The following is a 26919-nucleotide window of genomic DNA, read 5'->3' as shown; positions in this document are numbered from 1 at the left end:
TTTCAGTGGTAGCAGGAAGTTCGCCGCGAGCGGGCCTACCGCGGGCGGGCGGGTGTGCGCAATGACAGACGCGGCAGATCCGGAGCGCCGCCTTCGGCGATGTCCGCTACCCGCTGCGTGAGAATTTCCAGGAAACGATCGCTCAAGCGGGAGTTCCCCCGCTCGCGAGGCCGCATCCATGAAAAAGTGAACTCGATCGAGGGCACAAACGGAATGCCGACCAGATCGGGCCAATAGCCGTAGCGCACATTGATCGGTTCGACAATGGAAACGCCGAATCCGCGGGAAACCAGCGCGTTCGCCTCGGCAGAGGAAAAACCTCCATGCGCAAGCGCCGGCTCACGCGGCTTTGCTCGAATACCGCATCGATGATGTGGCGCATGCGGCTTTCGCGCAGGAAGGAGATGAAGTCAACCCCTTCGAGGTCCTCGGGAACAATGCGTTCCCGTTGGCTGAACGGGTGGTCCTTCGGCACTACGCAGATCGCATCGGCATGGAACAGCGGCGCGGAGTGCAGCGCGGAATGATGGAACTGCGTGACCGAAAAGCCAATATCGACATTCTGCGCCAGCAGATCCTGCCCGACCGACGAAGAGATCTCGAGCGCGACGTTGACTTCCGGATTCTCGCGGACAAAGACCTCAACGGCGTCGGCCACCAGCGTATGCCCCAGCGACGCGGCGGTGACGATGCGCAGGTCACCTGCGCGGATATGGCGCAGATCCTGCGCGAAACGCTCGATGGCTGTGACCGAAGACAAGAGGCGCCGGACCTCTTTGTACAGGAGACGCGCATCGTCCGTGGGCGTGAGGCGCTTCTTTTCGCGGACGAAAAGCGTGAGGCCCAGGTCGTACTCCAGCGCCGCGAGCATCTTGCTCATCGCGGGCTGGGTGACATACAACCGCTCGGCGGCGGCCGTCACGGTACCGGATTCCATGAATTGCCTGAAGGCTTCCAGTTGGCGGTGATTGATGCGCATGTCGCCAAGTCTCTCATTTAGTGTGGGCCTGTAAGCAGGCTCTAGCCCGACGCGGATTTCAGATGCGCCCACCCCGTCGGCCATTCCACGCAAGGCCAGTAGTCGCCATCTCGCTCACGGTAAGGCGAGGCAGGGCCTTCGAACCGGACTGCACCCGAGGTGCGTACGTACAGGATCTCGCCGGCCAGCGGCGCAAAACCCGCATGGAAATGCTGAGTGGACTTGACCACGATGATCGGGCAACTCGTCAAATCGATGCCAGCGCCGGCGAAAGCGTCGGGGTGAAAGAGTTGCGTGCGTACATCGTTCAGCGCGATGCGAATGCCTTCCTCGGTCTCTAGCAGCACGACGTTGCCAATGCCCATGCGCTGCCCCCCGACGGTGGTCTGCTCCTGGCCCCGCGCGAGGCGCAGAACCCGGGCCCGCAAATCCAGCGGCGCGCCCGAGCGTGGACTGAATTTCCCGCCTACACGCAAATGCAGGGCTGCCCCCTCACCCACCCCGAGGCACAGGTTGACAGCCATCGGGTCGTATACGAGGCCGACGAGCGCACCTTTCACTTCCCGCCGGATCAACTCCGCCAGCAGGTCGGTGTTGTCCGCCCCCGCGCCGATGCCCGGGTTGTCCGAGACGTCAGCGATGATGACTGGCAGCCCGCCACCGTAAGCCAGGGCCTGGTTGACGCCCTCGACCGTACCGAGCCCATGCATGCGGGTTTGCGCCCTGATGGACCAGACACGCTCCGCCATCTGGCTGGCAAGCGCCTGGGCCATCCCGGCGTCGCCATCGGCATAGACCAGCATACGCGAACCCAGGCCGGGCACGTCGCCCAGCGCGAAGGCATGGCAGAAGCTGACGGACAGGATCCCCGGACGCTGTTCGGCGGCCAGCATCTCCTGGACGAACTCGCTCATGGGCGCGCGCGTCGTGTGCCAGACCGACAGCATGTGGCAGTCTCGCCCGCGCGGCCACAGGCCGCACCTCGCCCGCGAGGGTCTTCGCGGCCAGCCGCCACAGGTCGTCAGCCCGCGCAACGATATCGGTATGCGGATATTCCTTGTAGGTCACGATCAGGTCCGCGTTGAGGACCATGCGGTCGGTCAGGTGGCAATGGGGGTCCAGTTCGCAGCCGATGACCGCCCGAGGCGCGATCTCACGGACCGCCTGCAGCAAGGCACCTTCGCAGTCAGGTTCGCCGTCGGCGATCATGCCGCCATGCAGGTTGAGCAGGATCAAGTCCACCGGACCGGCGTCTCGAAGGTCCTGCACGAGACGGTCGTGCAGCGCTGTCCAGGTGCGGGCGGTGGTGATGCCGCCGGGTTGGGCGCAAGCCATCAAGCCTTCCACCACCGCATGGCCCGCAGCCTCGGCATGGAGTCGCCAGCGATGCAATGGTGCGGTGAAATGAGCGGACGGGTGCTGCGTGGCATCGCCATGGAAAATCCCCGCTTCTTCGAAGTCGGCCATCGCGGTGGGGACAGCAGCAAAAGAGTTGGATTCGGTGGCAATGCCTCCGATGAAGACGCGGCTCACGGAGTACGCTCCTCAGACGTCTGCCTGGATCAGCATGGGACCGTGCAGGCGCTGGCCCTCGGCCAGCGCCTCGGCCAATTGCGCTGCATTGCGCACACGGCGCCCCGGTACGCCCATGCCCTCGGCAAGCTTGACGAAATCCAGGTCGGGCGCGCCGATGTGGAGTGCATTTCTCATCGCCGGGCCGCTCCCAAGATGAGAAAGCGGCCCCCTCGGGGGGCAGCGCACCTCGCGAAGCGGGGAAGCGTGGGGGTCATTTCTCATCGCCGGGCCGCTCCCAAGATGAGAAAGCCCCCCTGGGGGGCAGCGCACCTCGCGAAGCGGGGAAGCGTGGGGGTCATTTTCCATCGCCCGTCCAGGATCGCGCACACCCATTCGGGCCGCCTCCAGCTCGAGAATGCGATAGGCCTGATTGGCGACGATCAGCGTGATCACCGGAAGTTTTTCTCGCGCCTGTGTCCACAAGGCCTGGATGGTGTACATGGCGGAGCCATCGCCGATGACAGCGATCACCGGCCGGCCCGGAGCAGCCAGGGCGGCTCCAGTCGCTGCAGGGGCGCCATAGCCGATCGAACCACCCATGTTCTGCAGGCACAGATGGGGTGCCGCCGCAGCGGTGGCCGAGGCGATGGCCACTGCGTGGGTCAAGGCTTCGTCAACGAGGATGGTGTCTTCCGCCATGGACGAGGCCAGGGCTTGCCCGATCCAGCTCTCGGCTTCATGCGCCAGCTTGGCGGGATAGCGGCGAACGTCTGCCGATGCCGCAGCGCCGATATGCTCGGCCAGCATGGTCAGTGCGCGCAGCGCATCATCGTGCGGTGCGGCCAACTCCACCATCCGGCAGCCTGGCGGCCAGAGCTGGCCAGGTTGCTCCGGCCGCGCAAAGAAGGCCACAGGTGCCCGCGCGCCAGCCAGCACCATCGCCGGCACGGCAGCCAGACGGCGCAGTGCCGCATCGGAGGCAAACGGCAAGCGCTCCACGCAGACGCGGCCGGCTCCGCGGTCGAGCACGGGGCTGGTGGTCTGTCCGAGGAGGGCGGCGCCCGTGGCGGCCGCAATGCGTCCGGCGGCTTCCAGCGCTTGGCCGCGCAGGGCTCCGAATCCGAGGAACAACACCGCGCCAGGCTGGCGAAGGGCTGCCGCCGCCGCGTCCAGCGCGGACGCTTCCGGCGGCGAAGGCCGTGCGGCCGCCCGCGGCATTACGGCATGCTCCGGCGCTTCAGACCATGCGGTATCGGCCGGCAGGAGCAACGTGGCCACGCCCGGGACCGGGCCGCGCGCCTGGGCGATCATCGAGGCCGTCGCCCCCGCGATGTCCGAACCGGGCTGTGCGGTACAGGTGGACACGCCAACAGTGCGCGCGAGCGCCTCGATGTCCGAGGTCAGTGGAGCGTCCAGGCGGCGGTGTGCCACCGCATGGTCGCCCACGATGTTCATGACGGGTGAGAGCGCCCGGCTGGCGTTGTGCAGATTGGACAATCCGTTGGCAAGGCCTGGGCCGAGGTGCAGCAGAGTCGAGGCAGGGCGGCCCGCGATGCGCGCGAAACCGTCGGCCGCACCCGTGGCCACGTTTTCATGCAGCGCCAGGACGAGTCGCAGGCCGGGTTGGGTATCCATGGCCGCGAGGAAATGCATTTCCGAGGTACCGGGATTGGCCAGACAAAGGTCGATGCCTTGCGAGATAAGTGTCCGGACGACGATCTCTGCCCCATTCATGCGTTGGTCTCCTGAGTTGCAATAGGCCCGGATGAGGGCTTCGGCAATGCTAGGGTTCCAGACTTGCGGAGGATAGGGTCCGCATGAATGTATTTGATTCAAAAAAGTTATGTTCGAGGCTTGGCACCGGAGCCCGCGCACCTGTTCTGGGCATGGAAAGAGCCGATCCGCTCGACCACAAAAACACCGGCTTTCCGCGGAGAAGCGGCCGCGTCTGGTCCCGGCCTTCGGTACGCCCCTCCGGGAGAACATAAAAATTAATTATGAAATCAGCCCACAATGGAACTTTACAGGCGGCCGGTCGTTCGGGGACAGTGGCGCACCGCCTCCGCAAAGACGGGGGTTTCAATCAATCATTTGGAGACACATTGATATGCGCGCCAGACTTCCCCTGTTGCTTGCCGGTTTGACCGCAGCGTTCGCCGCCCTGCCCGCCTCCGCGGAAGTCGTCCATGCCACCTGGGGCGGTGGCGGCGCCAAGATGCTGCGCGAGAAAGTTCAGGAACCCTTCACCAAGACCACCGGCATCGCCACCCGCATGGTCGAGGTGCCGAATACCGCGGGTGCCGTACGTTCGCCAGCGGCCAAGCAATACGGTGTGGTCGATGTGACCTTCTTCGAAGGCGTCGCCATGGCCGACAAGAATCTGCTGGAGCCCTTCACGGACGAAGAGATCCCGGAAGTCAAGAACCTGGCGCCCGAAACCGTGCTGCGGAACAAGGACGGCCGCATCGTCGGCGTGTCGACCTATTACTCCTACTATGGCATTGCGTACAACGCCAACCTCGCCAAGGCCGAGGACTTCAGTTCATGGAAAAGCCTGGCCGACCCCAAGTGGAAGGGCAAGCTCAGTGTCACGCGGCCAGTCTATGCATCAGCCTATGACCTGACCATCATGGCCCGCGCGGCCGGTGGCGATGCCGCCAACATCGAACCGGGCGTCCCCCTGCTCAAAGGCCTGATCGACAATGCGCTGACCACCTACACCTCGCTGGCGCACGTCAACACGCTGCTGGGCACAGGCGAGGTCACAGCGATGCCGATGTACTCGACCCGCATCTGGCACCTCAACCGCGAAGGCATGAAAAACCTGAAGATGGTGATCCCCAAGGAGGGCGGCCTGAAACTGAGCTATCTCGCTGTTTCGCCCAAAGGTTCAGGCAACCGCAAGGAAACCATCGCCTATCTCAATCACCTGATCAGCCCCGAGTCGCAAACTGCCGTAGCCATGGCGGGAGGGCAGTTGCCGACCAATCGCAACGCCAAACTGCCGGCCGACTATGTCGAATCCCTCGGCACGACGCTGGAGGAGTTGAAGACCCATCTGTATGTGCCAGATTGGAAGCAGATCGCAGCCCGCCACGAGGAGCGCATCAACAAGGTGGAACAGTTGCTCGCGAACGCCGGCAAGTCCCCCAAGTAATCTGCCGCAGCCCCTTCATACCCCTCTCAATACAGAAATCCGGTGAGTGCGCAATTGAATGACCGCCAAGTCGGCGCCATCGACATCGAAGCGGTGGCCAAGTCCTATGGAGAAACCAAGGTTCTGTCAGCGGTGGACTTGTCCATCGCGCCCGGCAGCTTCGTCACGCTGCTGGGCCCCTCGGGCTGCGGCAAGACCACCTTGCTGCGGCTGATCGCGGGATTCATTGCTCCCAGCGCCGGGCGCATCCGCATCGATGGCGCCGATATGGCCGGCATACCGACACAACGGCGCCCCATCGGGATGGTGTTCCAGAATCTGGCGCTGTTCCCGCATCTGAACGTGTTCGAAAACATTGCCTATGGCTTGCAGTTGCGCAAGCGGCCCAAGGACGCAATCTCGCGCCGGGTGGCGCACTTCATCGAGATCGTAGGGCTCTCGGGATTGGGCGAGCGCCGCATTTCCCAGCTCTCGGGCGGGCAGAAACAGCGGGTGGCCCTGGCACGTTCGCTGGTGCTTGAGCCGTCCATCCTGTTACTCGACGAACCTCTCTCGGCACTTGATCTCCAGTTGCGCAAGCAGTTGCAGGTCGCACTCAAGGATATCCAGCGCCAGCTTGGAACCACTTTCGTATTCGTCACGCACGATCAGGAAGAGGCCACGCTGATGTCCGACACCATTGTGGTGATGAGCCAGGGCCGCGTGCAGCAGGTCGCGGATCCTTCCACCATCTACGCCGCGCCGGCCAATCTGTTCGTGGCCAAGTTCGTGGGCGAACTCAATGAACTGCCGGCCCGGGTGTCGAGCGCGGGCACCCGCCTGGCGCTGGACACCGCCGCCGGCCCCATGACCCTGCCGAGTTCAGCCGCCCAAGGTTTCGCGCCCGTGACCGGCGATGCGGCGGCGCTGTGCCTGCGGCCGGAGAACCTGGTGGTCTCTTGTGGTGAAGCCACGGCACAAGGAGTTCAGCTTCCGGCACGGCTGATCGATATTGTTTCGCTCGGACCCGTGTCGCGTCTCATCCTGGAAGTGGCAGGACGGCGCATGACATCGATCGTGATGTCCGATCAGCGCCTGCCCGGTCTGATACCCGGTGCTCATTGCCAGGTCCATTTCAATCCGGACAAAGCGCGCGTGTATGCGCCTCTTGCGGACGCGAGCGCTCGGGCCTTTGGAGAGACGGCGTGATGGACACCGCGGAACGCCTGCCGCCTTCCCGGTTATTGCTGCTGCTGCCGGTCACCGCCGTGCTGGGTCTGTTCTTCACCTCCGTGGTGATGCTGTTCTCGAACGCCTTCATCGAAGACGGGACGGTGTCGTTCCGGTACTTCCAGCAGATCCTCGACCGGCCTGACTACCAGACAGCCTTCTATCGGACCGTGCTGTCGTCCATCGTTGTCGCCTTCTCGGCCGTGCTGCTCGCCTATCCCATCGCGCTGCTGCTCTGGCGCGCCGGTGACCGCTGGCGCAACCGCCTGCTGATCGTGGTGCTCGTGCCCTGGCTCGTGAGCCTGGTGGTGCGCTCCTACGGCTGGATCATTCTGCTGGGCCCCAAGGGCTTCATCAATGCCATGCTGGCATGGATCGGCGTGCTGGACGATCCCTTGCCGCTGATGTTCAACGACTTCGGCATCATCCTGGGGCTGACGCACGTGCTGATGCCCTTTGCGGTGATCTCCATCCTGTCTTCATTGCTGGCCATCGAGCAGAATCTGGAGGAAGCCTCGAACGTGCTGGGCGCCACGGGCTTGCAGACCTTTCTCCGCGTGGTCTTTCCGCTGTCGCTGCCCGGTGCGTTCACCGCGCTGATGGTGGTCTACCTCGCCTGCATCGGGGCCATCGTGACGCCAATGCTGCTGGGTGGCGTCACACAGAAGTTCGTCGGCTCGCAGATCTACCAGGAAGTCATGTCGACCTACAACATGAACAAGGGCGCTGCCTGGTCGCTATGCCTGCTGGCTGTTTCCTTCCTCTCGCTGGTGTGCTTCAAAGCCATCGAACGCCGAGTCCTGCGTGGGCATCCGTGAACCATGACCGACACCAACCGCTTCCTGCGCTACCTGGGCCTCGCACTCCTGGTGGCGCTGCCGCTGCCCATCTTCATCGTTTTCGGCGCCTCGTTCAACGGTACCGGCTATTTTCAGTTCCCGCCTGAAAGTCTGTCGTGGCGCTGGTACATCGAGGCCTTGACCGATCCGCGCTGGCTGCGTGCGGCCTGGACCAGCGTATGGATCGCCGCAGTGGCCTCCGTGCTCATCACGGCCACGAGCTTCATGACAGCCTATTTCACCATCCGGTATGCGCCCAGGCTCAATACCCTGCTGGAACTGCTGATCTTTGCTCCCCTCTTTTTCCCCCATGCGGCCATGGGTGTCGCCACCGTGGTGCTGCTGGCCAAGTTCGACATCATCGGAACCTCGCTGGCCATTGTCCTGGCGCACCTGATGGTTGTCCTGCCCTTCTCTTACCGCCCGGTGCACATCGCATTGCGCTCCATCGACCCGGATCTGATCCGGGCAGCCGAGGTCATGGGCGCATCGGAGTGGCGCGCGCTACGGGACATTGTGCTGCCCCTGTGCCGCTCAGGCCTGCTCACCTCATTGCTTTTCTCAGCCATCATTTCGTTCGACGAGGTGACCATCACCATGTTCCTGGTCGGCCCCAACATCACAACCCTGCCCGTGCAGATCTTCACCTTCATCCAGGATGAAGCGACGCCCGTGCTGGCGGCCATCTCGACGCTGTCGGTGCTGGTGACTTTCCTGGCCATCCTGGCACTGGAGCGGCTGGCAGGTCTGACGTTCTTCGTTCGGCGGGACGCCTGAAGAGCGCCCAATCACAAAGTCCTTTCGGGCAAACGAAAAGAGCCTGGGGCAGCGTTGCTGCCCCAGGCTCTTTTCAGCCCTTACCGATGCTTAGCGGCGGCGCAGGCGTGTCGCACCCAGACCGGCCAGCATGGCCATCATGAGCATGATCGTCCACTCGCCCAGGGTGGGCACAGGGGTAAGGATCTGCGGTGCCACGGAGGCACCCGACGGGTTGTTGCCTTCGGTGGGCACGCTGCTGCCGTTGGTGTCGTTGTCGGCGCCCGTGCCGCCCTGCACTGTGATGGTGCCGGCCGTGTTGGGCAGCTTGAAGCTGACGGTGCAAGCCAGCGACTCACCCATGCCCAGCAGCGCTGCGGGCGAGTTCTCGCAAACAGGCGCCGGTGAACCAGGCAGGCTGGGCGCGTTGGGCACCGAGCAGAACGCGTTGGCCGCGCTGTTCGGACCCGCGTTGGTGCAGGTCACCGTGCAGCTCACCACGGTGCCAGGCATTCCTTTGGTGGGCGTGCACACCGTGGTGCTGCTCATGTCCGCCAAGCGGATCTCGGCGAAGTTGTTGTAGGGCGAGCCCGCGGCCGGCACCACGATGCTGGCGATCACACTGTCGCCCGGATTGCCATATTCGCTGGCGTCCACGGGGCCAAGAGCACCCGGCTCGCCGGTCATGCCGGTTTGCGTATAGGCGTTGCTGTAGTCCAGAGGCTGCGTCTCGGTGATCTGGCACTGGGCGCCCGGTAGCATGCCGGTAAAGCTGTAGGTGCCATCCGCATTGGTGGTCATGCTGTTGGAGTAGGCCGGAGCGTCGCCAGGGCCGGTACAGGTGATGGCCACCGTGGTCACCAGACCCGAATCGATGGCGTTGCCATCGTCGGTGGCGTTGTTTCCGGTTTCCGCGTAGACGCGGCCCGACACATTGGTGATGCCTTGCTCATATTCACCAAAGTCGTAGCCGGATTCGTTCTCCTCGGGGCGCACGGTGATGGTCTCGATCAGTTCGGTGACACCACCCAGTGCACCCGGCGCACCGCCTGCCGTTCCGGCCTTGTTGCCGGTGGAGGTATAGCCTGCTGGCTGCGTTTCGCGCACGGCGTAGTCCGTGCCCGAGGGCAGGTTGCAGAACAGGTATTGGCCAGCCGCCAGGCCGCCCGCGGGCACCGTGCAGCTCACGGGAGCTCCGTTCACGGTATTGGTAAAAGTTTCACCCTCCGCCAGATCGGTGGCAGCCGTGACCGCCGTCGCGACCACGTTGCCGTCGCGCAGCAATTCCATGGTCACGCCGCCCAAACCGGTGTCGGCTGCGGGCACGAAGCCGGTGGTGCCGCCGTTCAGATCGGGATCAACGAACACCGTACCGCGCAGCGAGCTGGCGTAGGCCTCCAGCTCATCACGCGCTTCGCTCCAGTCGATGTAGTTCGTACCGCTGAAGTTGCTCGGGCCATTCTCGTAGGCACCGGCCGCCAGGAGTGTCACCGGCACGGTGATGGTGCAGCTCGCGTTCGCACCCACGTCACCCCCGGTCATAGCCACCGAGGCCCCGCCTTCCACGGCGGTCAGCACGCCGTTGCCGCAGGTATGAGAGGGAGAACCGGCCGCCACGATCATCCCCTGCGGAAGCGCATCGGTCAGCGCAAAATCAGTGCGGGCCTCCGAATTGACGTTGATGACGGTCAGCGTCATCGTGCTGGGCGAACCCACTTCCACACGCTTGGGATTGAACTGTTTCTGCAGCGACGTATTGGCCAAGGCAGAGAGCGTCGCCGAGGTCGAACTCGCGTTGCTGGAGCCCATGTCCGTGCCTACGGCACCTGCTGGAATGGTGTTGGTCTTGTTGCCGGTGGTGGTCAGGATCACATCGAGCGTCAGCGTGCAGCTATTGGCAGGGGCTGCGCCATTGCTGTAGGCCGCGAAACGGAAGCCCGAGATGGTGAACGCATTCCGCGCGGACGCCACCGCCACGTCGGCGGGGTCACCATTTTGCTTCAGGCAGGTGGTCGCGATGTTGGCATTCGAGGCGACCTCCATGCCGGCAGGCAGGTTGTCCGTCACGGTGATCAGATTCTGAGCCACGGTGCTGGCGGTGGTGGCGTTGAAATTCAGCGTGAGCTTCACGGCGCGCCCGCCCAAGGCCTGGCTGACTGCGAAGGTCTTGTTCACGCTAACGCCCATGCTCCCCTTCGTCAGGGTGGCGGTCACGTTCTCGTTGTTGCTCTGGTTCTGGTCATTGGTCACACCCTTGGCGGCGATCGTGTTGGTGATCGAGCCCGTGTTGCCATTGCCGCCGCTGTGCAGTACATCCACCTCGACCGAGCAGGAGCCGCCGGCTGGAACCGTCCCGCCGCTGAGCACCACTGAAGTGTTGCCAGGTGCCGCGGTGAGCGTGCCGCCGCAGGTATTGCTCACGTTGGCTGGCGAAGCCACAGTCAGTGTACCGAAGGCGGCGCTGGAGGGCAGAGGATCGGTCACACCCAGGTTGGTAATGGGAGTGGTGCCGTTCTTGTTCGTGAACGTGATGGCCAGACGCGTCCTGGCGCCACCCGCCGAGCCAATGGTGTTCGGGCTGAAGGCCTTGGTGGTATCCAGATCAGAGGCGACCACGACCCGCGCCGAAACGCCAGCGGGGTTCGTCACGAGCCGCTCGCCATTGAACGCCTCTACCGTATTGGCGCTGATGGTGTTGATGAAATCGCCGCCTCCCGGGTAGCCGTCGGTATCACTCACCAGTTGAATGGCGTAGAAGCAACCCTGGTTGGTGGCGGTGGCGTCGTTGGCACCTGCGCCGCTGTGCAATGTCCAGCCGCTATAAGTGACCACGTCGTGGCCGCTCACGTTGGTGACACTGACCGTGCCATCCGTGGCATGCGCAGTGGCGCTCTGGTTTCCACAGCCAGCCGGATAAGACTGATTGCTGCTGGTCGGCGGGTTCTGCAACAAGCGCACCACTGGAGGCGCAACAGCCTTCAGCCCCAAGGGAAGGGTGTCAGAGACAGTGCCGTCGGTGTATGCGACGTCATAGACAGTATTGCGGACGGCCACGCGCATCCAGAACACTTCGCCCTTGCTCACGCGCAGGGGGTACCGGTACCGGTCTGGGAAGTGCCATCTTCCTTGTAGAAGCGCTTTTCAACCGTCACAGCACCAGCGCCGTTACCACCCGCAGCGGTGGCGTTCATGGTGGCGGAGGTCGCGGCATCGATGTCGCCGGAATTGATGCCCGCGAAACTCACGTTCGACGTGCTGAGCGCGTTGGTGTTGTTGGTAAACGTCGTGGTCGCTTTGACCCAGAACTCCACATAACAACTGCCCAGGCTGCCGGTCGCAGGATTGGCAGCAGGAACGCTGAAGCTGCTGAGGGAGACTGCCGTAGCTCCCGCCGCGATGGACGGTGCCCCGCTGGTCCAGGTACAGGTGCCCCCGGCCGCACCGCCCACCGCCACGATGCTCGTGGGCAGGCTGTCGGTCAGCGTTCCGCCGGTCAGAGCCGTGCTGTTGGGGTTGCTGAAATACACGCGCACCGGCACGGGTTGGTTGACCTGGGCCGATGCCACCCCCTGGGTAAAGCTCGTGCCGTGCAAGTTGCTGGGCTCCGGCAACGAATCCGTACGCCATTGGTTGCTGTTGGCCGGGCTGCGGATGACCTTGGTCATCTTGATCGTGTCGCGCACGTTCAGCGTGCTGCTGGCCGCGACGGTGTTGCTGTAGCCGGTGGCCGTGACACCGCCCACTGGAATGGTGTTCACCAGAGCGCTATTGCCAATGGCCGTTACCGGAACCGTGATGGTACAGGTGGCGCCCGCCGCGATAGTGGCGCCCGACATGGCCACTGCCGTCGAGCCCGACACCGTCGCGCTGGTGGGTGAGCCGCAGCCTGTCGAGAAGGAAGGAATGCCTGCCGCCGTCAAGCCGGTGGGCAGATTGTCGGCCACGGCCACGTTCTGAGCCAATGCTGACGGGCTGGTGTTGTTCCGGATGGTAATGGTCAGCGTCGAGGTGCCGCCCGTGGGGATCGTGGCGGGAGCAAAGGACTTGCTCGCCACCAGGGGGTTCACCGGCGCCTTGATCAGCAGGGAAGCTGCGAATGCCTCCGAGGGAAATGACTCGCTGTTCGCATTGGTGGCGCTGGCTACACCGTCCGCGATGCTGTTGGTCACGTTGCTGTCGGTGCCGACATTGCCGACATGCACCGGCAGCGTCACCTGGCAGTTGGGCGTTTCGACGCCCGCCGGCTGCGAAGGCACCTGCGCGCCTGTGATGGTGATCGTCTGCGCCTTGGTATCGGCGGGTGAGTCCAGAAAATCCGAGAATGTGATGGTGCCAGCCGTACAGCCTGCAACACCACTGGCGGAGGCCGCATCGGCGGTAGAGAACCACAATTGGCCCGCGGGTGAGGTGTCAGGCAGCTTGTCCTGCAAGCCGGCACTCAATGTTCCGGCGCTCGAGTTGAAAAAGTCGAACGTCAAGCCCACGGTGCCGCCTGGATAGGCCTCGGACGCGCTGAACTTCTTGTTGGCCAGGAAGCTCTGAGCCGAGGCAGCGGAAGCACCCGCCAATGCGGCCACGATGAGGCCTGTGCGCCCCCATCGAGCCCATGCGGATGGGCCGGCATTCCCAGCGGGAGCCAAGGCAGAAGCGGCATGAATCAGTCCGCGAACTTCATCGGGTGGTGAAGCCTGCGAACCAGCGATGGGAGGGGGAAGTAGTCGAAGTGACAAGGCAAGCCTTTCCGAAAGCCTTCGGAATCTGCGCACCTTCTCAATGACAAAGACCGCTCGCAAATCCCGGACAAAAAAGAAGGCGCCGTCCAGCGCGTCGCCTTTGGCCGGGAGCATATGGAGCGCATCAATGTCGCGCCATATTCAAATACTCACAAAAATACACAAATGAGACACTTAGTTCCCAATCACAACTTTTTCACACTATAGATGGGAATTCACCACACATTCCGGCAGGAGCACCGCGCTCCGATCGCCACCACCGGCAGGCGAAGGAACCAAGACATAAGGAGCTGCGCAATCGCGCAGCTCCTTGTTTTCAGGTTTTACCTGGAGGGAGAGACTAAAAATGCTCAGCCCATGTGCCGGCCACGGCGCACCATGAACACCCCGATGACAGCCAGCAAGCCGGCCATCAGGATCTGACCCCATTCCGTCAAGGTGGGCACCGGCATAAGGGGCGCCGCGCTGATCCTCACCTCCGTGGCCGCGGTGCTGGAGCCGCCCGTGCCGTCCACTGTCGAATCACCCATCTTGGTCGGCTTGCCGCTGACGAGGCAGGTCACCACTTCGCCTTCAGGAATCGTGGCAGCGGAAGTCCAGGCCGCATTGGCCGGCGTAATGGCGCATGCACCCTGGGTCACGCCGGGGGGCAGGCTCGCCACCGTGCAGGCCGCGTCCGGCGCGTCGGCAGTGCCGTTGCTCGTGCAGGTAAAACTACCCTCGTAAGGTCTGCCCACGGTACCGGTCGGCGGCAGGCCGCCCAGGTCGATCACCACGTTCGGCACCCCCACCACATCGATCGGCTTTTGCGCTGTGTTGTTGCCGGTATTGGCGTCGCCGTCGGCGCCAGTGCTGCCGTCCACGGTTTTCGTACCCTTGTTGTTCGTGGGCGTACCCGTGACCGGACAAGTCACCACCTCGCCCACCGGAATGGCATTGCCAGCCGCCCAGGGCGCCGCACTCGGGCTGATGGAGCAGGCCTGCTGCGTCAAGCCATCAGGCAGATTGGCGACCAAGCACGTCGTGCCTGCCGCCGCATCGAGCGAGCCGATGTTCGTGCAGGTGAAACTGCCCGTATAGGGCTGGCCCACGGTGGCCGTAGATGGCAGGTTCGTAAGATCGATCCTGATGTCGGGTGAACCCGTGACCGATTTCTGCACGGTGTTATTGCCGGTGTCGCCATCATTGCCGGCACCAGTCGTCACCGTCACGTTGTGCGCGCCGTCTTCGGTCTGCGGCGTACCCGAAACCGGGCACGTCACCACGCCGGCAGCGGGCACCGCGGCGGGCGCGTTCCAGTTGACACCGCCCATGGTGCACTGGCCCGTGGTCACGTCGGGCGGCAGATTGGCCACACTGCAGGTGGCTCCAGTGGCCGCTGTCGAACCCTGGTTGGTGCAGGTGAATGAACCGCTGTAGGATTGGCCCAGGGCATAGGTGCCAGGCAAACCCGTCAGATCAGGCACCATGTCGGCCAGCAGGTCGGAGCGGACAACCGGACCGTCCATGGTCTGCGCGCCCGTGCCGCTGATCGGGTAGCTGCCGTTGACCACCTTGTCGGCGGAAACGCCCGGGGGCACGCGAACCGTCATGGTGAACGTGCCCGATGCGCCTGGATTCAGCGTGCCGAAATCGCACACCATGGTGGTGCTGGTGGCGCCTTGCGCAGGCACATTCGTGCATGTGCCGCCATTGGCATCCACCCCTCTGAAGGTGGTGTTGCCGGCACCCGAGGCTCCCGCGGACAGCGCAGGAATCGTGGGACGCACCGTCACATTGCTCACAGCGGTGTCGCCCGTGTTGCGGTAGGTGTAGGTATAAACCACGTCGGTGCTGCCGTCCGGGTTGCTGTGCAGCTCATAGGCGGGCTTGTCCGCCGTGGCTACCACCTCCAGGCCCTTGGGAACATCCAGGTACACATAGCCCGCGTGACCGCCATCAGCACAGCCAGCCGCGATCACCTCGATCTTGATGTCGTCACCCGGCGCCACCTTGGCGGCATCCAGTTGGACATCCACCAGTTGCCAATTGGTGAACTTCCAATTGGACGCGCTTTGCCAGTTCACGCCAGACTCGCCTGCGAAGTTGAACGCTGTGTAGAGCGTCGTGTTCTGAGTGACGTTGGTGATGGAGATGAAGAAATAGGCCTGCCGGTGGTCAGGGTGGGGTTGCGCCGGCTCGCCCAGCACTGGCGCCGCCGCGAACGTAATGCGCTTGCCGATGTCAGCGGCGGTGACCGTGAAGGTCTGCTCGATACCGCTCGAATGGTTGCTGCTGCCCCCCGTTCCGGAGGGAGACCCGCCGTCTCCAGAGTGAATACGGGCTACAGCGCTGCCCCACGAGGGCACACTCAGGCCAGCGTTGTGGTTGTCATTGACTGCTGCCCCACGGATCACGGCCGATGTGCTGGCGCTGGCGGCCACCTCGGTCAGGTTCAGATCGGCGAGGTTCGTGGGCGAGCGCTTCGGAGTGGCGCCGGGTTGCAATCCGGGAATGCCGTTGGTGCCGTCGACCGTATAGGCCTTGCGGGTCCAGCCTTGAAAATCGGTGGCGTTTTCGAAGTCAAGGTTCTGCAGGTTCGCGATGTTCTGCGCGTGCACCGCCGGCATCGCCGCCGCAGCCAGCAAGGCTGGCAGCAAAACGCGCGCGATGGCGCCTCTCTTGGATGGTTTTCTCAGGAGCTTCATGAATCCCTCGTTTGTTTTATGAACAACCGGAATCCACTCGGCGCCAGGCGTGATGAATCCCGAACAAAAGAAAAAGGACATGCCCCAACGCATGCGCCTTTGCTTTAGTTCGAGAATCTATTGATTACATCAGTCACTCGCCATAATCAAATTTATACATTTACTCACATTTGAGAATTCGCACTCACCAAGCTACTGCACGAACACCAGTCCCTTACCGAACACCGCCCGCACCGGTAACGGCAAGCCCGTCGCTTCCAGTGTCTTGCGCCGCAAGCGGGTAAGTTGCGATTCGATGCGGTGAAAGCCATCTTCCACCTCGCCTGCGCCCATGGCGCGTACCAGGTCGTGTTTGGTGACAAGACCGCTCTCGGCCGTCATGAGGCAGGTTAGAAGATCGAGTTCACGTGTCGTCAAAGAAGCCGCCTGCTGATTGGGCGCCACCAGCCGGGCCCCGGCGGTATCCAGGCGCCACGGCACGGCTTGGCCAGCTTGCGGCCCCGGGGCCCCTCCGCCAACGGTGCGGCGCAGTTGAGAACGAATGCCGGCCACGAGTTCGTTCAGGTCGGCAGGTTTGACGAAATACTGGAGCGCGCCAGCGTCCAACCCGGCAATACGGCTCTCCAGATCTCCCCGTGCGGTCAGCACGATCACCGGGATGCCCTGCTTGGCCAGGCGGCTCACAAGACTCATGCCGCTTTCGCCGGGCAGGCCAAGATCAACCACGATCAGGTCAGCCCGCTCGCGCAGCAAGCGGACGTAGAAATCCTCGGCGGAATCAGCACCCCAGGCACGCATCCCGCTCTTGCTGAGAAAACTGCAGACGTTGGCGCGGATGTCTTCGTCATCTTCGACCACGGCTATGGTGGGAGAGGTGGAACTGGGGTGTGTCATCCCTGAGGCAATTGCATGGTGAAATCAAACAAACATTCAATTATTGTTACACCGCTTACTCTCCGCCATGCATAAAAACTCACAAGCTATCACACCCCCAAAGGGCCTGCGATGGCCGGCGCTCTGGAGCCCTCTGGCACTTTGGTTCCTGGCGTCGATTGCTTTTGTCGTGTTTTTCGTGCTGAGCCCGGCGACATTCGCCCGGCCCCAGCCCCCCGGTCAGCGGTTAGGAACGGATATTCCCTTCCTGGTACTGCCAGACCGCGGCGGACGCATGTCGGTCGAGGAAGTAGCCGTCCTGCCCAAAGAGACGTTCGAGGTTGTCAAGCAACCGTTGAACAAGGGTTATACCCGTGACGTGTATTGGCTGCGCGTGGAAGTGCCTATATCAACTGCCGGGACCAACGCCCGGGAAGGGGCCTCCTGGCTGGAGATAGTGCCGACTTATCTCGACAAGGTCACCTTGTTCCAACAGGCCGACGGTGCCTGGCATGAGCAAAGCAGTGGAGATACCGTGCCCATGGCGGAGCGAGTCCGTGCGCGTGAATTGGTATTGCCCTTGCTGCCGGGGCAGCCATTCATCCTGCGCGTACAAACCACGAGCCCGATGCAAATGGATGCCACGCTATGGCATTCCACAGGGTTGATGAGTTATCTCTCGAGTTCCGAATGGGCTTCGGGGCTCCATCAAGGCATCAACCTGATGCATGCGCTGCTCATCATCGGCGCGGCCCTGGCGCTGCGCATGCGCAGTCTGGCGGCCCTGGCGGTGGCTTCCGTGGTGTGCCTGATGCATGGTGCAGCAGACAGAGGCTATCTGCAACTCTGGCTGCCCGCGTCCTTAGAGCATTGGGGCGATCTTGCCGTGAAGGTGGGAACGCTGGTGCTGCCGGCGGCGCTGGCCTGGCAGTTCCGGGAGGTGCTGACGATCGGCACCCGCTGGCGCCATACGGACCGGCTGCTGCTCGCTCTGGGCACGGTGCCGCTGCTGTGCCTGGTCAGCATTCCGCTCGGGCGCTATTCAGATTGGGCCTGGATCGGCGTGGGGGCGCCGTGGGCCATCAGCGCCGTGGTAGCCGTGGTTACCTGGTGCAATCTCATGCGGGACGGCCCTTCGCTGGAACATGTGCTGCTGGTGCTGCCCGGCTCCTCCTACGGTCTTATAGGGCTCTACGTGACGGCTGCCTACCTGGGGTGGGCGCCACTACCGGAGATCGAGACGAGCGTGCTGTGGCAGCTCAACACACTGCTGCTGAACGTCATTGTCACGGTCGCAGTGGGTGCGGGCCTGGTGCGACAGTTCCGTGACTCGATGGAAAAGCTGGCGAAATCGGAACATACGCTGGAAGAGCGGGTACGCCAGCGCACGACGGAACTGCTGCAGACGCAGAACACGCTTCAGGCTGCGTTGGCAAGCGAGCGAACGATGCGCGAGGAGCAACGCCAGTTCTTTGACATGGTGAATCACGAGTTCCGCACGCCCTTGGCGGTGATGGATAGCGCGGCAACAGAGCAATGGACCTTTCCGTCCACCGATCTGGAAGAGCAGAAGCGGCGCGCGGCCCAGATGCGCCGCATGTGCCGGCGCATGGCGGACTTGATGGACAACTGCCTGGCCGACCAACGGCTGGAAGCTGCCTCCATGAGCCCCCAGCGCCAGATGGTGAACCTGCAAAATCTGGTGGACGACGCAGCCCAGATCGTGCAGTGGTCACCGCGCCACCGGCTGGTGCTAGACATAGGCGGGCTACCCCCGCATGGCCTTGTGATCCGCTGTTGGCACGCATGGCGCTGTCCAACCTGACGGACAACGCAGTGAAACACGCGCTACCGGGAGAGGTCCGTATCGCCGCGCGGGTAGATGAGCAGAACCGCCTGTACCTGTCGGTCAGCGATCAGGGACCAGGATTGCCCCCAGGGGCGGTGGAGCGGCTGTTCGAGCGCGGAGAGCGTGGCGTGGCCCAGCAGATACGCGGATTCGGCCTGGGGTTGTGGGCAGCTCGCCGCATTGCCCAATTGCATGGAGGCGATGTAGAGGTAGCAGCCGCGCCCCAGGGAGGATCGTGCTTCACGCTGATCTTGCCGCACTCGGCCCCCAAGCCCTCTACCTCCGCTCCATCGCTATCTTCCGGGCAACCTTATGCAACAGCAAAAAATTAGCCCGGCGGCTATCGGGAGCTTCGTGTGCTGGCTCATCATCTCGATGAGCCTGATGGCGCTGTGCATTTTCGGCCCCTCGCGCCTGTGGCCACAGGCCACGGGCATACAGCTGGGCAGCGGCCTGCCCGCGCAACTGCTCGAAGACCCAGACGGACGGCTTACAGCCGCCGAGGTTGTGGCCTTGCCAGACGCTGACTTCACCCCCTTCGGGGTCCCTTGAACGAGGGCTACAGCAGCAGCACATACTGGCTGCGCGCCTCCGTCCCCAGCCTGGCGGGCGACACCAGCGATCCACCATGGCTGATGGTGATGCCGGCCTACCTGGACAGGGTCACGCTCTATCAGCCCGGCATCGACGGCTCGGCTTGGCATCAGGCCGAAAGCGGCGACATGATCCCCATGGCGGACCGTGTTCGCGTTCGGCAGCTGGTATTTCCGCTGCGGGACGGACAGCCCATGCTGTTGCGCGTGCAAACCTTGAGTGCCTCGCACGCTTATGCCATCATTTTGCGCAGCTCGAACCTGATGGCCAGGCTGGCTGCGATGGAATGGGCCTCCGGCGCGTTCCTCGGCATCAGCCTGTTGCTGGCGCTTCTGCTGGCCGGCGCGGCCCTGGCGCTGCGCGCGCGTGTGGTCACGGCAATGGCCGTGTTCGCGGGCATTGGCTTCGTACATGGCCTCAACGTGCAAGGCTATGCCCAGTTGTGGCTGCCTTCGGCCTGGTCGATATGGGGCGACACGCTGGTCAGCATAGGGGTGTTCCTGCTGCCCGCCACTTTCGCCTGGCTGGCGCGCCAGTTGCTGACCCAAGGTACGCGCTGGCGGCAGTTGGATAAAGTACTGCTGGCCTTGACCGCCATACCACTGCTGGGCTTGTCCAGTATGGGACAAGCCTGGTATCCACCGATGGCAGCCTTTGCCATCTCCGCTCCCTGGTTGACAAGCATGGTGGCGGTCTGGGTAGGCTGGTCGAACATCCGGCATGAGGGGCCCTCCATTCCCAGCCTGCTGATACTGACGCCCTACACCATCTATGCCGTGCTGGGCGTCTACGTGGCCGCAGCTGCCATGGGAACACTCCCGGGTGGCGCCATCTATACCGGCACCTACTGGCAGTTCATGGTTCTTCTGCTCAATATGCTGGTCGCGGTGGCCGTGGGCGTCGGCCTGATGCAGAAGTTCCGGCTCTCGGCCGCGCGGCAGGCGCAGCTGGTGGAATCGCTGGCACGTTCGGAGCATTCACTGGAAGAGCGCGTGCGACAGCGTACCGGAGAGTTAATGCGAGCACGCAACGAACTGCAGGCGGCCTTGGAAAGCGAGCGCGAGCTGCGCCTGGAACAGCGCCAGTTCTTCGACATGGTGAATCACGAATTCCGCACCCCCATTACCGTGATCGATAGCGCAGCCACCGAGCAGGCCACGTTCCCTGCCTCCGAGGTATCCATGCAGGTCGACAGGGCTGTGCAGATCCGCCGCGCTTGCCGGCGGCTGACAGCCCTCGTGGAAAACTGTCTGGTGAGCGAACGGCTGGATGCCCCCAGCTTCGGGCTGCGCATCAGCGAGACGGCAGTGCCCGCCCTGGCGGAAGAGGCCGCGCAACTCGTGCGTTGGTCGCATCGCCACCAGTTGCGTCTGCTCACCCAGGACGCTCCAGCCACTTGGCTCTGCGACTCGACGCTGGTGCACATGGCCTTGTCGAATCTGGTGGACAACGCGGTCAAGCATGCCAGTTCCGGAGAGATCACCGTAGCCGCGCACCTGGACGCAGAGGGCCGGTTGGAGCTTTCTGTCACCGATCAAGGCCCCGGCCTGCAACCGGAGCTGATCCAGCATATTTTCGACCGCTTCGAGCAAGGCGACCGCATGGATCAGGCACGCGGCTTTGGGCTGGGCCTATGGGTTGCCCGACGCGTAGCCCGATTGCATGGCGGCGATGTGCGCGTGAAACCTTCGTCCCATGGAGGCACCCGCTTCACGCTGGTGTTGCCGCGGGCCCACGAAGCCCAATAACCCTGCGGCGTCTTCCTGGCAAGCGCCATCCCCATCGCCCACCATCAAGCGGCAGGACAAAAACAACCCCCACGCTTCCCCGCTTCGCGTGGTCCGCTGCCCCCCGAGGGAGCGCCTTTTTGTTTTGGGGCGGCCCGGCAACAAAAAAGGAGCCTACGACTCCTTTTTTGCGTCCCGCTTCGATCGCTATCAGTCCTTGTTGGACAACCGCATCTGCGATGGCGAAGCCGTGAGATAACCCACCGCGGCGCCGAACTTGTCCTTGTAGTTGGCGTTGATCAGCGGATCCAGCACGTCTTTCACCTTGGCGTGCAGGCTGCTCCAGTCGCCAGCGTGCTGGAAGTTGCTCATGATGTAAGTCCAACCGTTGATCTCGTCGACCGCGTGCAGGCCCGTGGATTCCGCGCCGGCGGGCGTGGAAAGGATGCGGGAAAGCTGCTTGGTATCGACGTTATAGGCCCACAGGAAGTTGTTCACGTGGTTGCCGCTGTCCTCGCCAATGAACAGGGTACGCATCTTCTCGGAGAACTTCAGGTTATCCGGGCTGGCGATCTTGTCGGGGTGGGCGGTATTGCCCAGGGCGTCGGCGCTGATGTCTTCGCCCATCAGTTCCATATGCGAGCTGGCCGGCACCCATTCGCTGTTGATGGCAGCGCCCGAGGTGTCCTTGGCGCCACCGCCCAGTTGATGCGCCAGCACGCCGCCAGCCTTGAGGGTCTTGGGGAAAGCCACATTGTGCTTGGCATCCCAGAGTGCGTCGCCTTCGATCATCGAGGTCTGGATGTTGGCCAGCGCCGAGTAGGCGATCTTGTCCTTGATGTCGAGCGTGGTGCCTTCCATCTTGGTGAAGGCCATGCTGCCCCCGACCAGGTTGGCATAGCGGTGGGTTTCCAGGAAGGCGGCGGCCTTTTCCATGCCGGGCTTGAGTTTGATCCACGCGGCCTTGCCGTCGAGGAAGACCTTGGTGTAGCTGGCGTCCTGCGGATCGGCCGTCAGGGACTCCATGATGTCGGTGGGCTTCAGGCTGTCAGCCAGCGCTCTGATCTCGTCGCTGGTGGCATGACCCATATGGATCCACTGCATGCTGGCGGTGGAGGTGTTGGTCAGCTTAGCGGTGTAATGCGCCACATACAAATTGCCGGCGGACAGGTCATTGGCCTTATCGGCCACGAACATGAACAGGCCGCCGTTGGTGTAGTCGTCGCCCATCAGCACCGTGCGGTTGTCGGGCATGACGTGGATCAGTTCGTGCGAGATGCGGCCCAGGCAATAGTGTTTCTTCACGCTCCCGGTGCCGTCCGCGTTCACCGTCACTTCGGGCAGATGACCATAGTGGTAGGGATTGGCGGTCGTCTCATCACCGTAGACGTTCTTGCTGAAGGCCTTGAACTGCGCAGAGCTCGCGGCGGTGAAGGCATCGGGCTCATACTCTTCGCTCGACAGGTGGGTGTTCCAGGGCGAGAGGCTCGCGCCGCAGGTGATCCACAGGCCATGCACTTGGGACATATCCACGTTGTGGTACTTGACCAGGCTGAGCTTGCCGGTGTCCTGGTCCTGGTCCAGCGTCAGCACTGCAATGGGTGAAGGCAGCGTGCCGTAGGCACTGTTGCCGCCCTGATCCTTGGAGGTGTACTCGAACTGCACGACGAAGAAGACCGGCTTGCCCTTGACGCCGTCGACCTTGGCGCCTTCGATATGGATCAGCGACGAACCATCGGGTGAGTCGGAGAAGAACTGGCGCTCCTTGCCAGCCACGGAGGCGTCGATGATGGGCTGGTTGTTGATATTGTAGTAGCCGCCGGCCAGGATCTGGCCGCCCTTGCCGTCGCTCACCAGGTCGCCGGTTACGAAGAAGGGCTGGTAGGCCAGCGCGAAATCCATCTTGCTGTCGTCGTCATACAGTACGCTCATCACGGCTGTGGTGCTGGTAGTAGCCATGGCGGCAGGATTGCTGAGGCCGGGTGCCGGCATCGAGCTGAACGTCACGCCTTTGAAAACAGCGGGGGTATCGTTGTCGTCACTGCCACCGCAGGCTGCCAACAGCCCGGCAGCGGTGAGGGAAGAAGCCAACGGCAGCATCGGCACGCCGGCAAACAGTTGCAGCATGCGGCGGCGCGAGGCGGTGGGGTTAGTCATGAGAGTGCAACTCCGTGGGTAATCTATTGATAGGTGGCCGAAGAGCTGACCTTCATTGCCGTTTGTGGCGGCGATGCTCCCCGGGCTCGGTGTCCGAACGGTTGCTAGTGTGCAAAAGCAACATGAAACTTTTAAGACAGTCACACGCTTTCGAATGGAACTTGCTCGCAGTGGCGGTTACTCATTGCGTCTGAACGCGAATCGCGACCCGCTCATTTCAGAACACACACGCCATGCAGCTTAGCCAGACCATCGCACCCCACTACGCCACTTCTCCGACGGCACCTTCATCCGCTCAACCGCTGAGCAATGCCTTACCTGCGCCACTACTCTACGCAGGCGCTCCTTCATTCCCGCTGGACCGCCCCGGCAATGGCCCCACTTGCTCGCACGATATGGACGTGGCCGTCGCTGATGCCATTCAGCGCTGGGACCTGGACAAACTGCTGGGGCTGATGCAGGAAGGCGCGGACACCCTTCAGGCAGGCCCTGCGGCGCTCAAGATGGCGGCCCAGGAAAACAATCTGGCGCAGGTTCGCCACCTGATCAAAGTGCTGCAGCACGCCGGTGTGGATCTGAATACCCTCGATCCGCACGGCGACACCGCGCTGGCAGTCGCCGCGCGGGATGGGCATCAGGACGTGGTGGCGGCCCTGACGGATGCGTTACTGCAATCGGGAGGCGACATCAATGCCACCAACAACCAGGGGTTCACTCCCCTGTCGGAGGCCGCCTATAAAGGACACCGGGAAGCCGCATCGGTGCTGATCAACGCCCTGGTGCAGTCAGGCGGTGATCTCAATACCGCGAACGAGTATGGCTTCACGCCGCTGACGCGCGCCGCCTACATGGGGCACTGGGAGGTGGTATACATGCTGGCCGATGCCCTGCAGCAAACCGGCGGCGATATCAATGTATCCACGCCCGGCTGCGGTGGCGCACTGACCCTGGCCCTTGAACAAGACCACCTGGACGCGGCGGATCGTCTTCTGCAAACCGGCGCGCTTGCAGAAGACGAGCATATTCAGGACATCGTGCGGTCGCTGGGGTTTGACCATGTGGGCGCCGATGCTCTGCAAAGCGCCCGGGAGAGGTCCTTCCCTGGCATTGCGCAAGCGCTGGCTGCCCGCATCCCCTAACCCCCTCCGATCGGCCCTTCACCCGTGCGTATGTTGGTCAGTACCGGTGCGTTGGGATCCGGCGGCGGCGGGGGCGGTCGCGGGCCAGGACGGTCTGCCGCCTGTGCCTGCGCTTCTTCGCCGGGCGCCAGGACGCGTTCGCAATACACCGGCTCCGGGATGTTGGTGTAGTCCAGCCGCGTCAGGCGCCCATCCACGCCAAGGCCGAACCGGGCTTGCACAGTGTCGTCCGCATAGACAGGCTCCTTGGCCACCTTGTCGTCGTTGGCGCGTGCAAGCACCGCGTGGCCGGTCGTGCCCTCCAGAATCGCCATGTCCTGGTACAGGCGCGCCTCGAAGCGCAGATCATTGGCGCAGCGGTAAGACAAGCGGGGCGCATCGCGCCAAGCCGCGCAAGCCGTCAGCGCAGCGATGAGCGAGAGCGCGAGAAAGCAGCGCGGCATCTTGCCTCCAGCTTCGGCCGGCGCATCACCTGGGCCACAGCACCCACAAACGCAGCTGCTGCTTCATGCGGCCCGCGAAATCGCCGGCCTCGGCACCCCACCCCGCAAAATAGTCGGCGCGCACGGCCCCGACGATGGCGCTGCCCGTGTCCTGCGCCATCACGAGGCGTTGCAGATTGGCCACCGGCCCCTGCGATGCCAGCCACACGGGCGTACCGTACGGAATGCTCTGCGGATCCACCGCGATCGAACGTCCCGGTGTCAGCGGCACCCCCTGCGCGCCACGCGGACCGAATTTCTCGTCCAGCGGTGAAAGCGCTTCCTCACGGAAAAACACCATGCGCGGATTGCTCCACAGGAACTCCTGCAGCCGGTTCGGGTTGGCCGCCAGCGTGTTGCGGATGCCCGGCCAGGTCACGTCGCCACGCAGCAGCCCTTGATCGATCAGCCACTTGCCGGGGCTGCGATAGGGGTGATCGTTGGTACCCGCGAAAGCCAGCCGCACCATGCGCTGGCTGCCGTCGGCCTCCAGCACGTGCACGCGGCCGGAGCCCTGGATCTGCAGGATCAGCGCGTCCAGCGGATCGGCCAGCCACACCAGTTCCTGCCCGGCCAGTTGCGCACGTGCCTCGGGGAGCACATCCATTTCCTGGCGCGTATACCAGGGCTTGCGCTGGCCCAGCGTACGCGGAACGCGGTAGATGGGCGCGGAATAACCGGGCCGTGCCACGCGCGAAGCCTCGTAAACCGGCTCGAAGTAGCTCGTCAGAAGCCCTTCGGCGCCCTGTGCATTGGGGCCGGCCAAAGGTTCCACGCGGTAGGGCTGCAGCCTGGCGCGCAGCCACAGGCGCTGCTCCTCCGGCGTGCCCAGCGACAGGCGCCGCACTTCGCTGCACAGATTCGCGAAGGTACGGCCCGGGCGCTCGCAGCTCTTGGTGAACGCATTCCAGGCTTCGTCCATGGCGTCCTGCTCAAAGCCCGGCAGCTCGGCCCAGCGCACGGGCACCCAGCGGCTGCGCGAACTCTGGCGAGCGGGCGGCAGGGGCGCGGCATCGCCCGGGTCCACCATCGGCGGCATGGGCGCATCAGGCGGTGCGGAGGGCACCGTCGAAGGGGGCGGAGAGGAGGGCCGGATGGCGCAACTGGCCAGCATTCCTACAATGCAGGCTACGAATAAAATGGCCCCCACGCTCCTCCGCTTCGCGTGATGCGCTGCCCCCCAAGGGGGCGCTTTTTGTTTCGGGGCGGCCCAGCAACAAAAAAACCGGAACAATCGATTCATGACGGTGATTCTCTTGGAAGCCCTCGGGGCGCTACTGCTGCTGGCGCTGATCGTGTGGTGGACCATGTTTGCTGGCCGCAACAAGGGCGAGCTGCGAAACCGGCACGAGCACACAGACACGGCTCAAGCCGAGGCAGCGCCCAGCGAGCCGGGCGAATCCGTGCGAGACAATTCAGCGCCAAAAAGCTGATTATGGGTCAGCCAGTGGCCTTGGCTGTCCGGCAGGGTTCCCGCAGGCTAGATTTTTTGTAGCAAATTGGCCAATTCGACGGCCGATTTGACGTCCATTTTCTCGAACACGCGGGCGCGATGCACTTCCACGGTACGCACGCTGATGCCCAATTCGTCGGCAATCAGCTTGTTGGGCCGCCCGCTCGCCACGAGTTGCATCACCCCTTGTTCGCGTTCCGTCAGTTCCGCTACCCGGGTATGCACAGCCTGCTGCTCAGCCAGTTGCGCCACACGCTCGGCCGATATGGTGAGCGCCTGCTCCACCCGGTCAACCAGGCCGTTGTCTGAAAACGGTTTCTCACAAAAATCGAAGGCCCCGCGCTTGACCGCATCGACCGCCGTGGGCACATCGGCATGCCCGGTCAGAAAGATCACCGGCCATGCCTGCGTCAGCCCACGCTCGGCCAGGCGGTCGAACAAGGCCAGCCCGCTCATGCCGGGCATGCGCACGTCAAGCAGAATGCATCCGGGCTGCCTGGGCGATGCCTGACCCCGCGCGGAATCGTCGAGCATCTTCTCGAAGGCCTCGGCGCTGTCGAACGATTCCGACAGCAGCCTGCGCGAACGCAGCAGCCATGCCATCGCCTCACGCACGATGGCATCGTCATCAATGATGTAAACAGTGGCGTCACTAAGGCGCGTCATGTCTTGATTCTAGTGTGGCGATCCGGGGGCCGGCCATTCGGGGGGCGAGCAAAGAAAGAGACCGCATAGCAAGAGGCAACCCTGGCCTCAGGTCAAGCAGCGGA

The 26919-nt window shown here is 63.4% G+C and carries 21 protein-coding genes and 1 pseudogene; 10 read left to right on the top strand and 12 right to left on the bottom strand.

What is annotated here, in order from left to right; translation table 11 throughout:
- Window positions 1–142: 142 nt before the first annotated feature.
- The 4 genes and pseudogenes from WJU18_RS02110 to WJU18_RS02095 all read right to left on the bottom strand — a co-directional run bounded on the left by WJU18_RS02110 (window position 143) and on the right by WJU18_RS02095 (window position 4228).
- Window positions 143–979, bottom strand: a complete 837-nt coding sequence (locus tag WJU18_RS02110; RefSeq protein WP_423458527.1) for a LysR family transcriptional regulator — start codon at window positions 977–979, stop codon at window positions 143–145.
- A 41-nt stretch (window positions 980–1020) separates the two neighbouring features.
- Window positions 1021–1926: an MlrC C-terminal domain-containing protein gene (locus tag WJU18_RS02105; RefSeq protein WP_423458526.1), complete on the bottom strand. Its 906-nt coding sequence runs from the start codon at window positions 1924–1926 to the stop codon at window positions 1021–1023.
- A 52-nt stretch (window positions 1927–1978) separates the two neighbouring features.
- Window positions 1979–2446: pseudogene (locus WJU18_RS02100) on the bottom strand (M81 family metallopeptidase); the annotation flags it as partial.
- A gap of 78 nt (window positions 2447–2524) precedes the next feature.
- The gene (locus WJU18_RS02095; protein ID WP_423458525.1) at window positions 2525–4228 is read right to left on the bottom strand and encodes an acetolactate synthase large subunit; all 1704 of its coding nucleotides are present in this window, start codon (window positions 4226–4228) and stop codon (window positions 2525–2527) included.
- Window positions 4229–4601: 373 nt separating this feature from the next.
- On the opposite strand from WJU18_RS02095, the gene WJU18_RS02090 reads away from it, so the two are divergent.
- From WJU18_RS02090 to WJU18_RS02075, 4 genes are read left to right on the top strand one after another with little or no spacing between them, the layout of a single operon-like run.
- Window positions 4602–5651, top strand: coding sequence for an extracellular solute-binding protein (locus WJU18_RS02090; RefSeq protein WP_423458524.1), 1050 nt, complete (start codon window positions 4602–4604; stop codon window positions 5649–5651).
- A gap of 54 nt (window positions 5652–5705) precedes the next feature.
- Window positions 5706–6839 carry an ABC transporter ATP-binding protein gene (locus WJU18_RS02085; RefSeq protein WP_423458523.1) on the top strand — a complete coding sequence of 378 codons (1134 nt, stop codon included), beginning with the start codon at window positions 5706–5708 and terminating at the stop codon, window positions 6837–6839.
- Window positions 6839–7678 (top strand): ABC transporter permease, encoded by an 840-nt coding sequence (locus WJU18_RS02080; protein WP_423458522.1) that lies wholly within the window; start codon window positions 6839–6841, stop codon window positions 7676–7678. The genes WJU18_RS02085 and WJU18_RS02080 overlap by 1 nt, the downstream gene beginning before the upstream one ends.
- Window positions 7679–7681: 3 nt before the next feature.
- A complete protein-coding gene (locus tag WJU18_RS02075) occupies window positions 7682–8476 on the top strand; it encodes an ABC transporter permease (protein ID WP_423458521.1) in 795 nt (264 codons plus the stop codon).
- 90 nt (window positions 8477–8566) lie between these two features.
- Here WJU18_RS02075 and WJU18_RS02070 read toward each other — a convergent pair whose 3' ends face one another.
- The 4 genes from WJU18_RS02070 to WJU18_RS02055 form a co-directional block, all read right to left on the bottom strand.
- Window positions 8567–11539 (bottom strand): IPTL-CTERM sorting domain-containing protein, encoded by a 2973-nt coding sequence (locus tag WJU18_RS02070; RefSeq protein ID WP_423458520.1) that lies wholly within the window; start codon window positions 11537–11539, stop codon window positions 8567–8569.
- On the bottom strand, window positions 11536–13185 hold the full coding sequence (locus tag WJU18_RS02065) for a hypothetical protein (protein WP_423458519.1): 1650 nt from the start codon (window positions 13183–13185) through the stop codon (window positions 11536–11538). Before WJU18_RS02065 ends, WJU18_RS02070 begins: the two co-directional genes overlap by 4 nt.
- Window positions 13186–13538: 353 nt before the next feature.
- Window positions 13539–15875 (bottom strand): IPTL-CTERM sorting domain-containing protein, encoded by a 2337-nt coding sequence (locus WJU18_RS02060; protein WP_423458518.1) that lies wholly within the window; start codon window positions 15873–15875, stop codon window positions 13539–13541.
- Window positions 15876–16067: 192 nt separating this feature from the next.
- Complete coding sequence (locus WJU18_RS02055) at window positions 16068–16769, bottom strand: response regulator transcription factor (protein ID WP_423458517.1); 702 nt, start codon at window positions 16767–16769, stop codon at window positions 16068–16070.
- Window positions 16770–16938: 169 nt separating this feature from the next.
- Between WJU18_RS02055 and WJU18_RS02050 the strand changes: the two genes are divergently transcribed.
- Genes WJU18_RS02050 through WJU18_RS02035 form a run of 4 tightly spaced genes read left to right on the top strand, consistent with a single transcriptional unit; the run spans window position 16939 to window position 20939 of the window.
- Complete coding sequence (locus tag WJU18_RS02050; protein ID WP_423458516.1) at window positions 16939–18573, top strand: 7TM-DISM domain-containing protein; 1635 nt, start codon at window positions 16939–16941, stop codon at window positions 18571–18573.
- Window positions 18555–18929 carry a sensor histidine kinase gene (locus tag WJU18_RS02045; RefSeq protein ID WP_423458515.1) on the top strand — a complete coding sequence of 125 codons (375 nt, stop codon included), beginning with the start codon at window positions 18555–18557 and terminating at the stop codon, window positions 18927–18929. Before WJU18_RS02050 ends, WJU18_RS02045 begins: the two co-directional genes overlap by 19 nt.
- Entirely contained in the window at window positions 18910–19149 is a 240-nt protein-coding gene (locus tag WJU18_RS02040) for a hypothetical protein (RefSeq protein WP_423458514.1), read from the top strand. The genes WJU18_RS02045 and WJU18_RS02040 overlap by 20 nt, the downstream gene beginning before the upstream one ends.
- On the top strand, window positions 19146–20939 hold the full coding sequence (locus WJU18_RS02035; RefSeq protein ID WP_423458513.1) for an ATP-binding protein: 1794 nt from the start codon (window positions 19146–19148) through the stop codon (window positions 20937–20939). Before WJU18_RS02040 ends, WJU18_RS02035 begins: the two co-directional genes overlap by 4 nt.
- A gap of 189 nt (window positions 20940–21128) precedes the next feature.
- On the opposite strand, the gene WJU18_RS02030 is transcribed toward WJU18_RS02035, so the two are convergent.
- Window positions 21129–23075 carry a PhoX family protein gene (locus WJU18_RS02030; RefSeq protein ID WP_423458512.1) on the bottom strand — a complete coding sequence of 649 codons (1947 nt, stop codon included), beginning with the start codon at window positions 23073–23075 and terminating at the stop codon, window positions 21129–21131.
- Window positions 23076–23308: 233 nt separating this feature from the next.
- On the opposite strand from WJU18_RS02030, the gene WJU18_RS02025 reads away from it, so the two are divergent.
- Window positions 23309–24214 carry an ankyrin repeat domain-containing protein gene (locus WJU18_RS02025; RefSeq protein ID WP_423458511.1) on the top strand — a complete coding sequence of 302 codons (906 nt, stop codon included), beginning with the start codon at window positions 23309–23311 and terminating at the stop codon, window positions 24212–24214.
- Here WJU18_RS02025 and WJU18_RS02020 read toward each other — a convergent pair.
- Both WJU18_RS02020 and WJU18_RS02015 read right to left on the bottom strand, forming a co-directional pair.
- Window positions 24211–24657, bottom strand: a complete 447-nt coding sequence (locus tag WJU18_RS02020; protein ID WP_423458510.1) for a hypothetical protein — start codon at window positions 24655–24657, stop codon at window positions 24211–24213. The two genes, WJU18_RS02025 and WJU18_RS02020, sit on opposite strands and share 4 nt — an antisense overlap.
- Window positions 24658–24682: 25 nt before the next feature.
- A complete protein-coding gene (locus tag WJU18_RS02015; RefSeq protein WP_423458509.1) occupies window positions 24683–26005 on the bottom strand; it encodes a murein transglycosylase A in 1323 nt (440 codons plus the stop codon).
- Here WJU18_RS02015 and WJU18_RS02010 point away from each other — a divergent pair.
- On the top strand, window positions 25938–26129 hold the full coding sequence (locus tag WJU18_RS02010) for a hypothetical protein (RefSeq protein ID WP_423458508.1): 192 nt from the start codon (window positions 25938–25940) through the stop codon (window positions 26127–26129). The genes WJU18_RS02015 and WJU18_RS02010 overlap by 68 nt on opposite strands.
- Window positions 26130–26176: 47 nt before the next feature.
- Here the strand turns inward: WJU18_RS02010 and WJU18_RS02005 are convergent, their stop codons facing one another.
- Window positions 26177–26815: a response regulator transcription factor gene (locus tag WJU18_RS02005; protein WP_423458507.1), complete on the bottom strand. Its 639-nt coding sequence runs from the start codon at window positions 26813–26815 to the stop codon at window positions 26177–26179.
- Window positions 26816–26919 lie beyond the last annotated feature (104 nt).

This window comes from Ottowia sp. VDI28 (assembly GCF_049532675.1).
Classification (GTDB): Bacteria; Pseudomonadota; Gammaproteobacteria; order Burkholderiales; family Burkholderiaceae_C; genus Ottowia.
The sequence above is the reverse complement of the archived record's forward strand: the minus strand, read 5'-3'. Positions and strand labels throughout refer to the sequence as shown.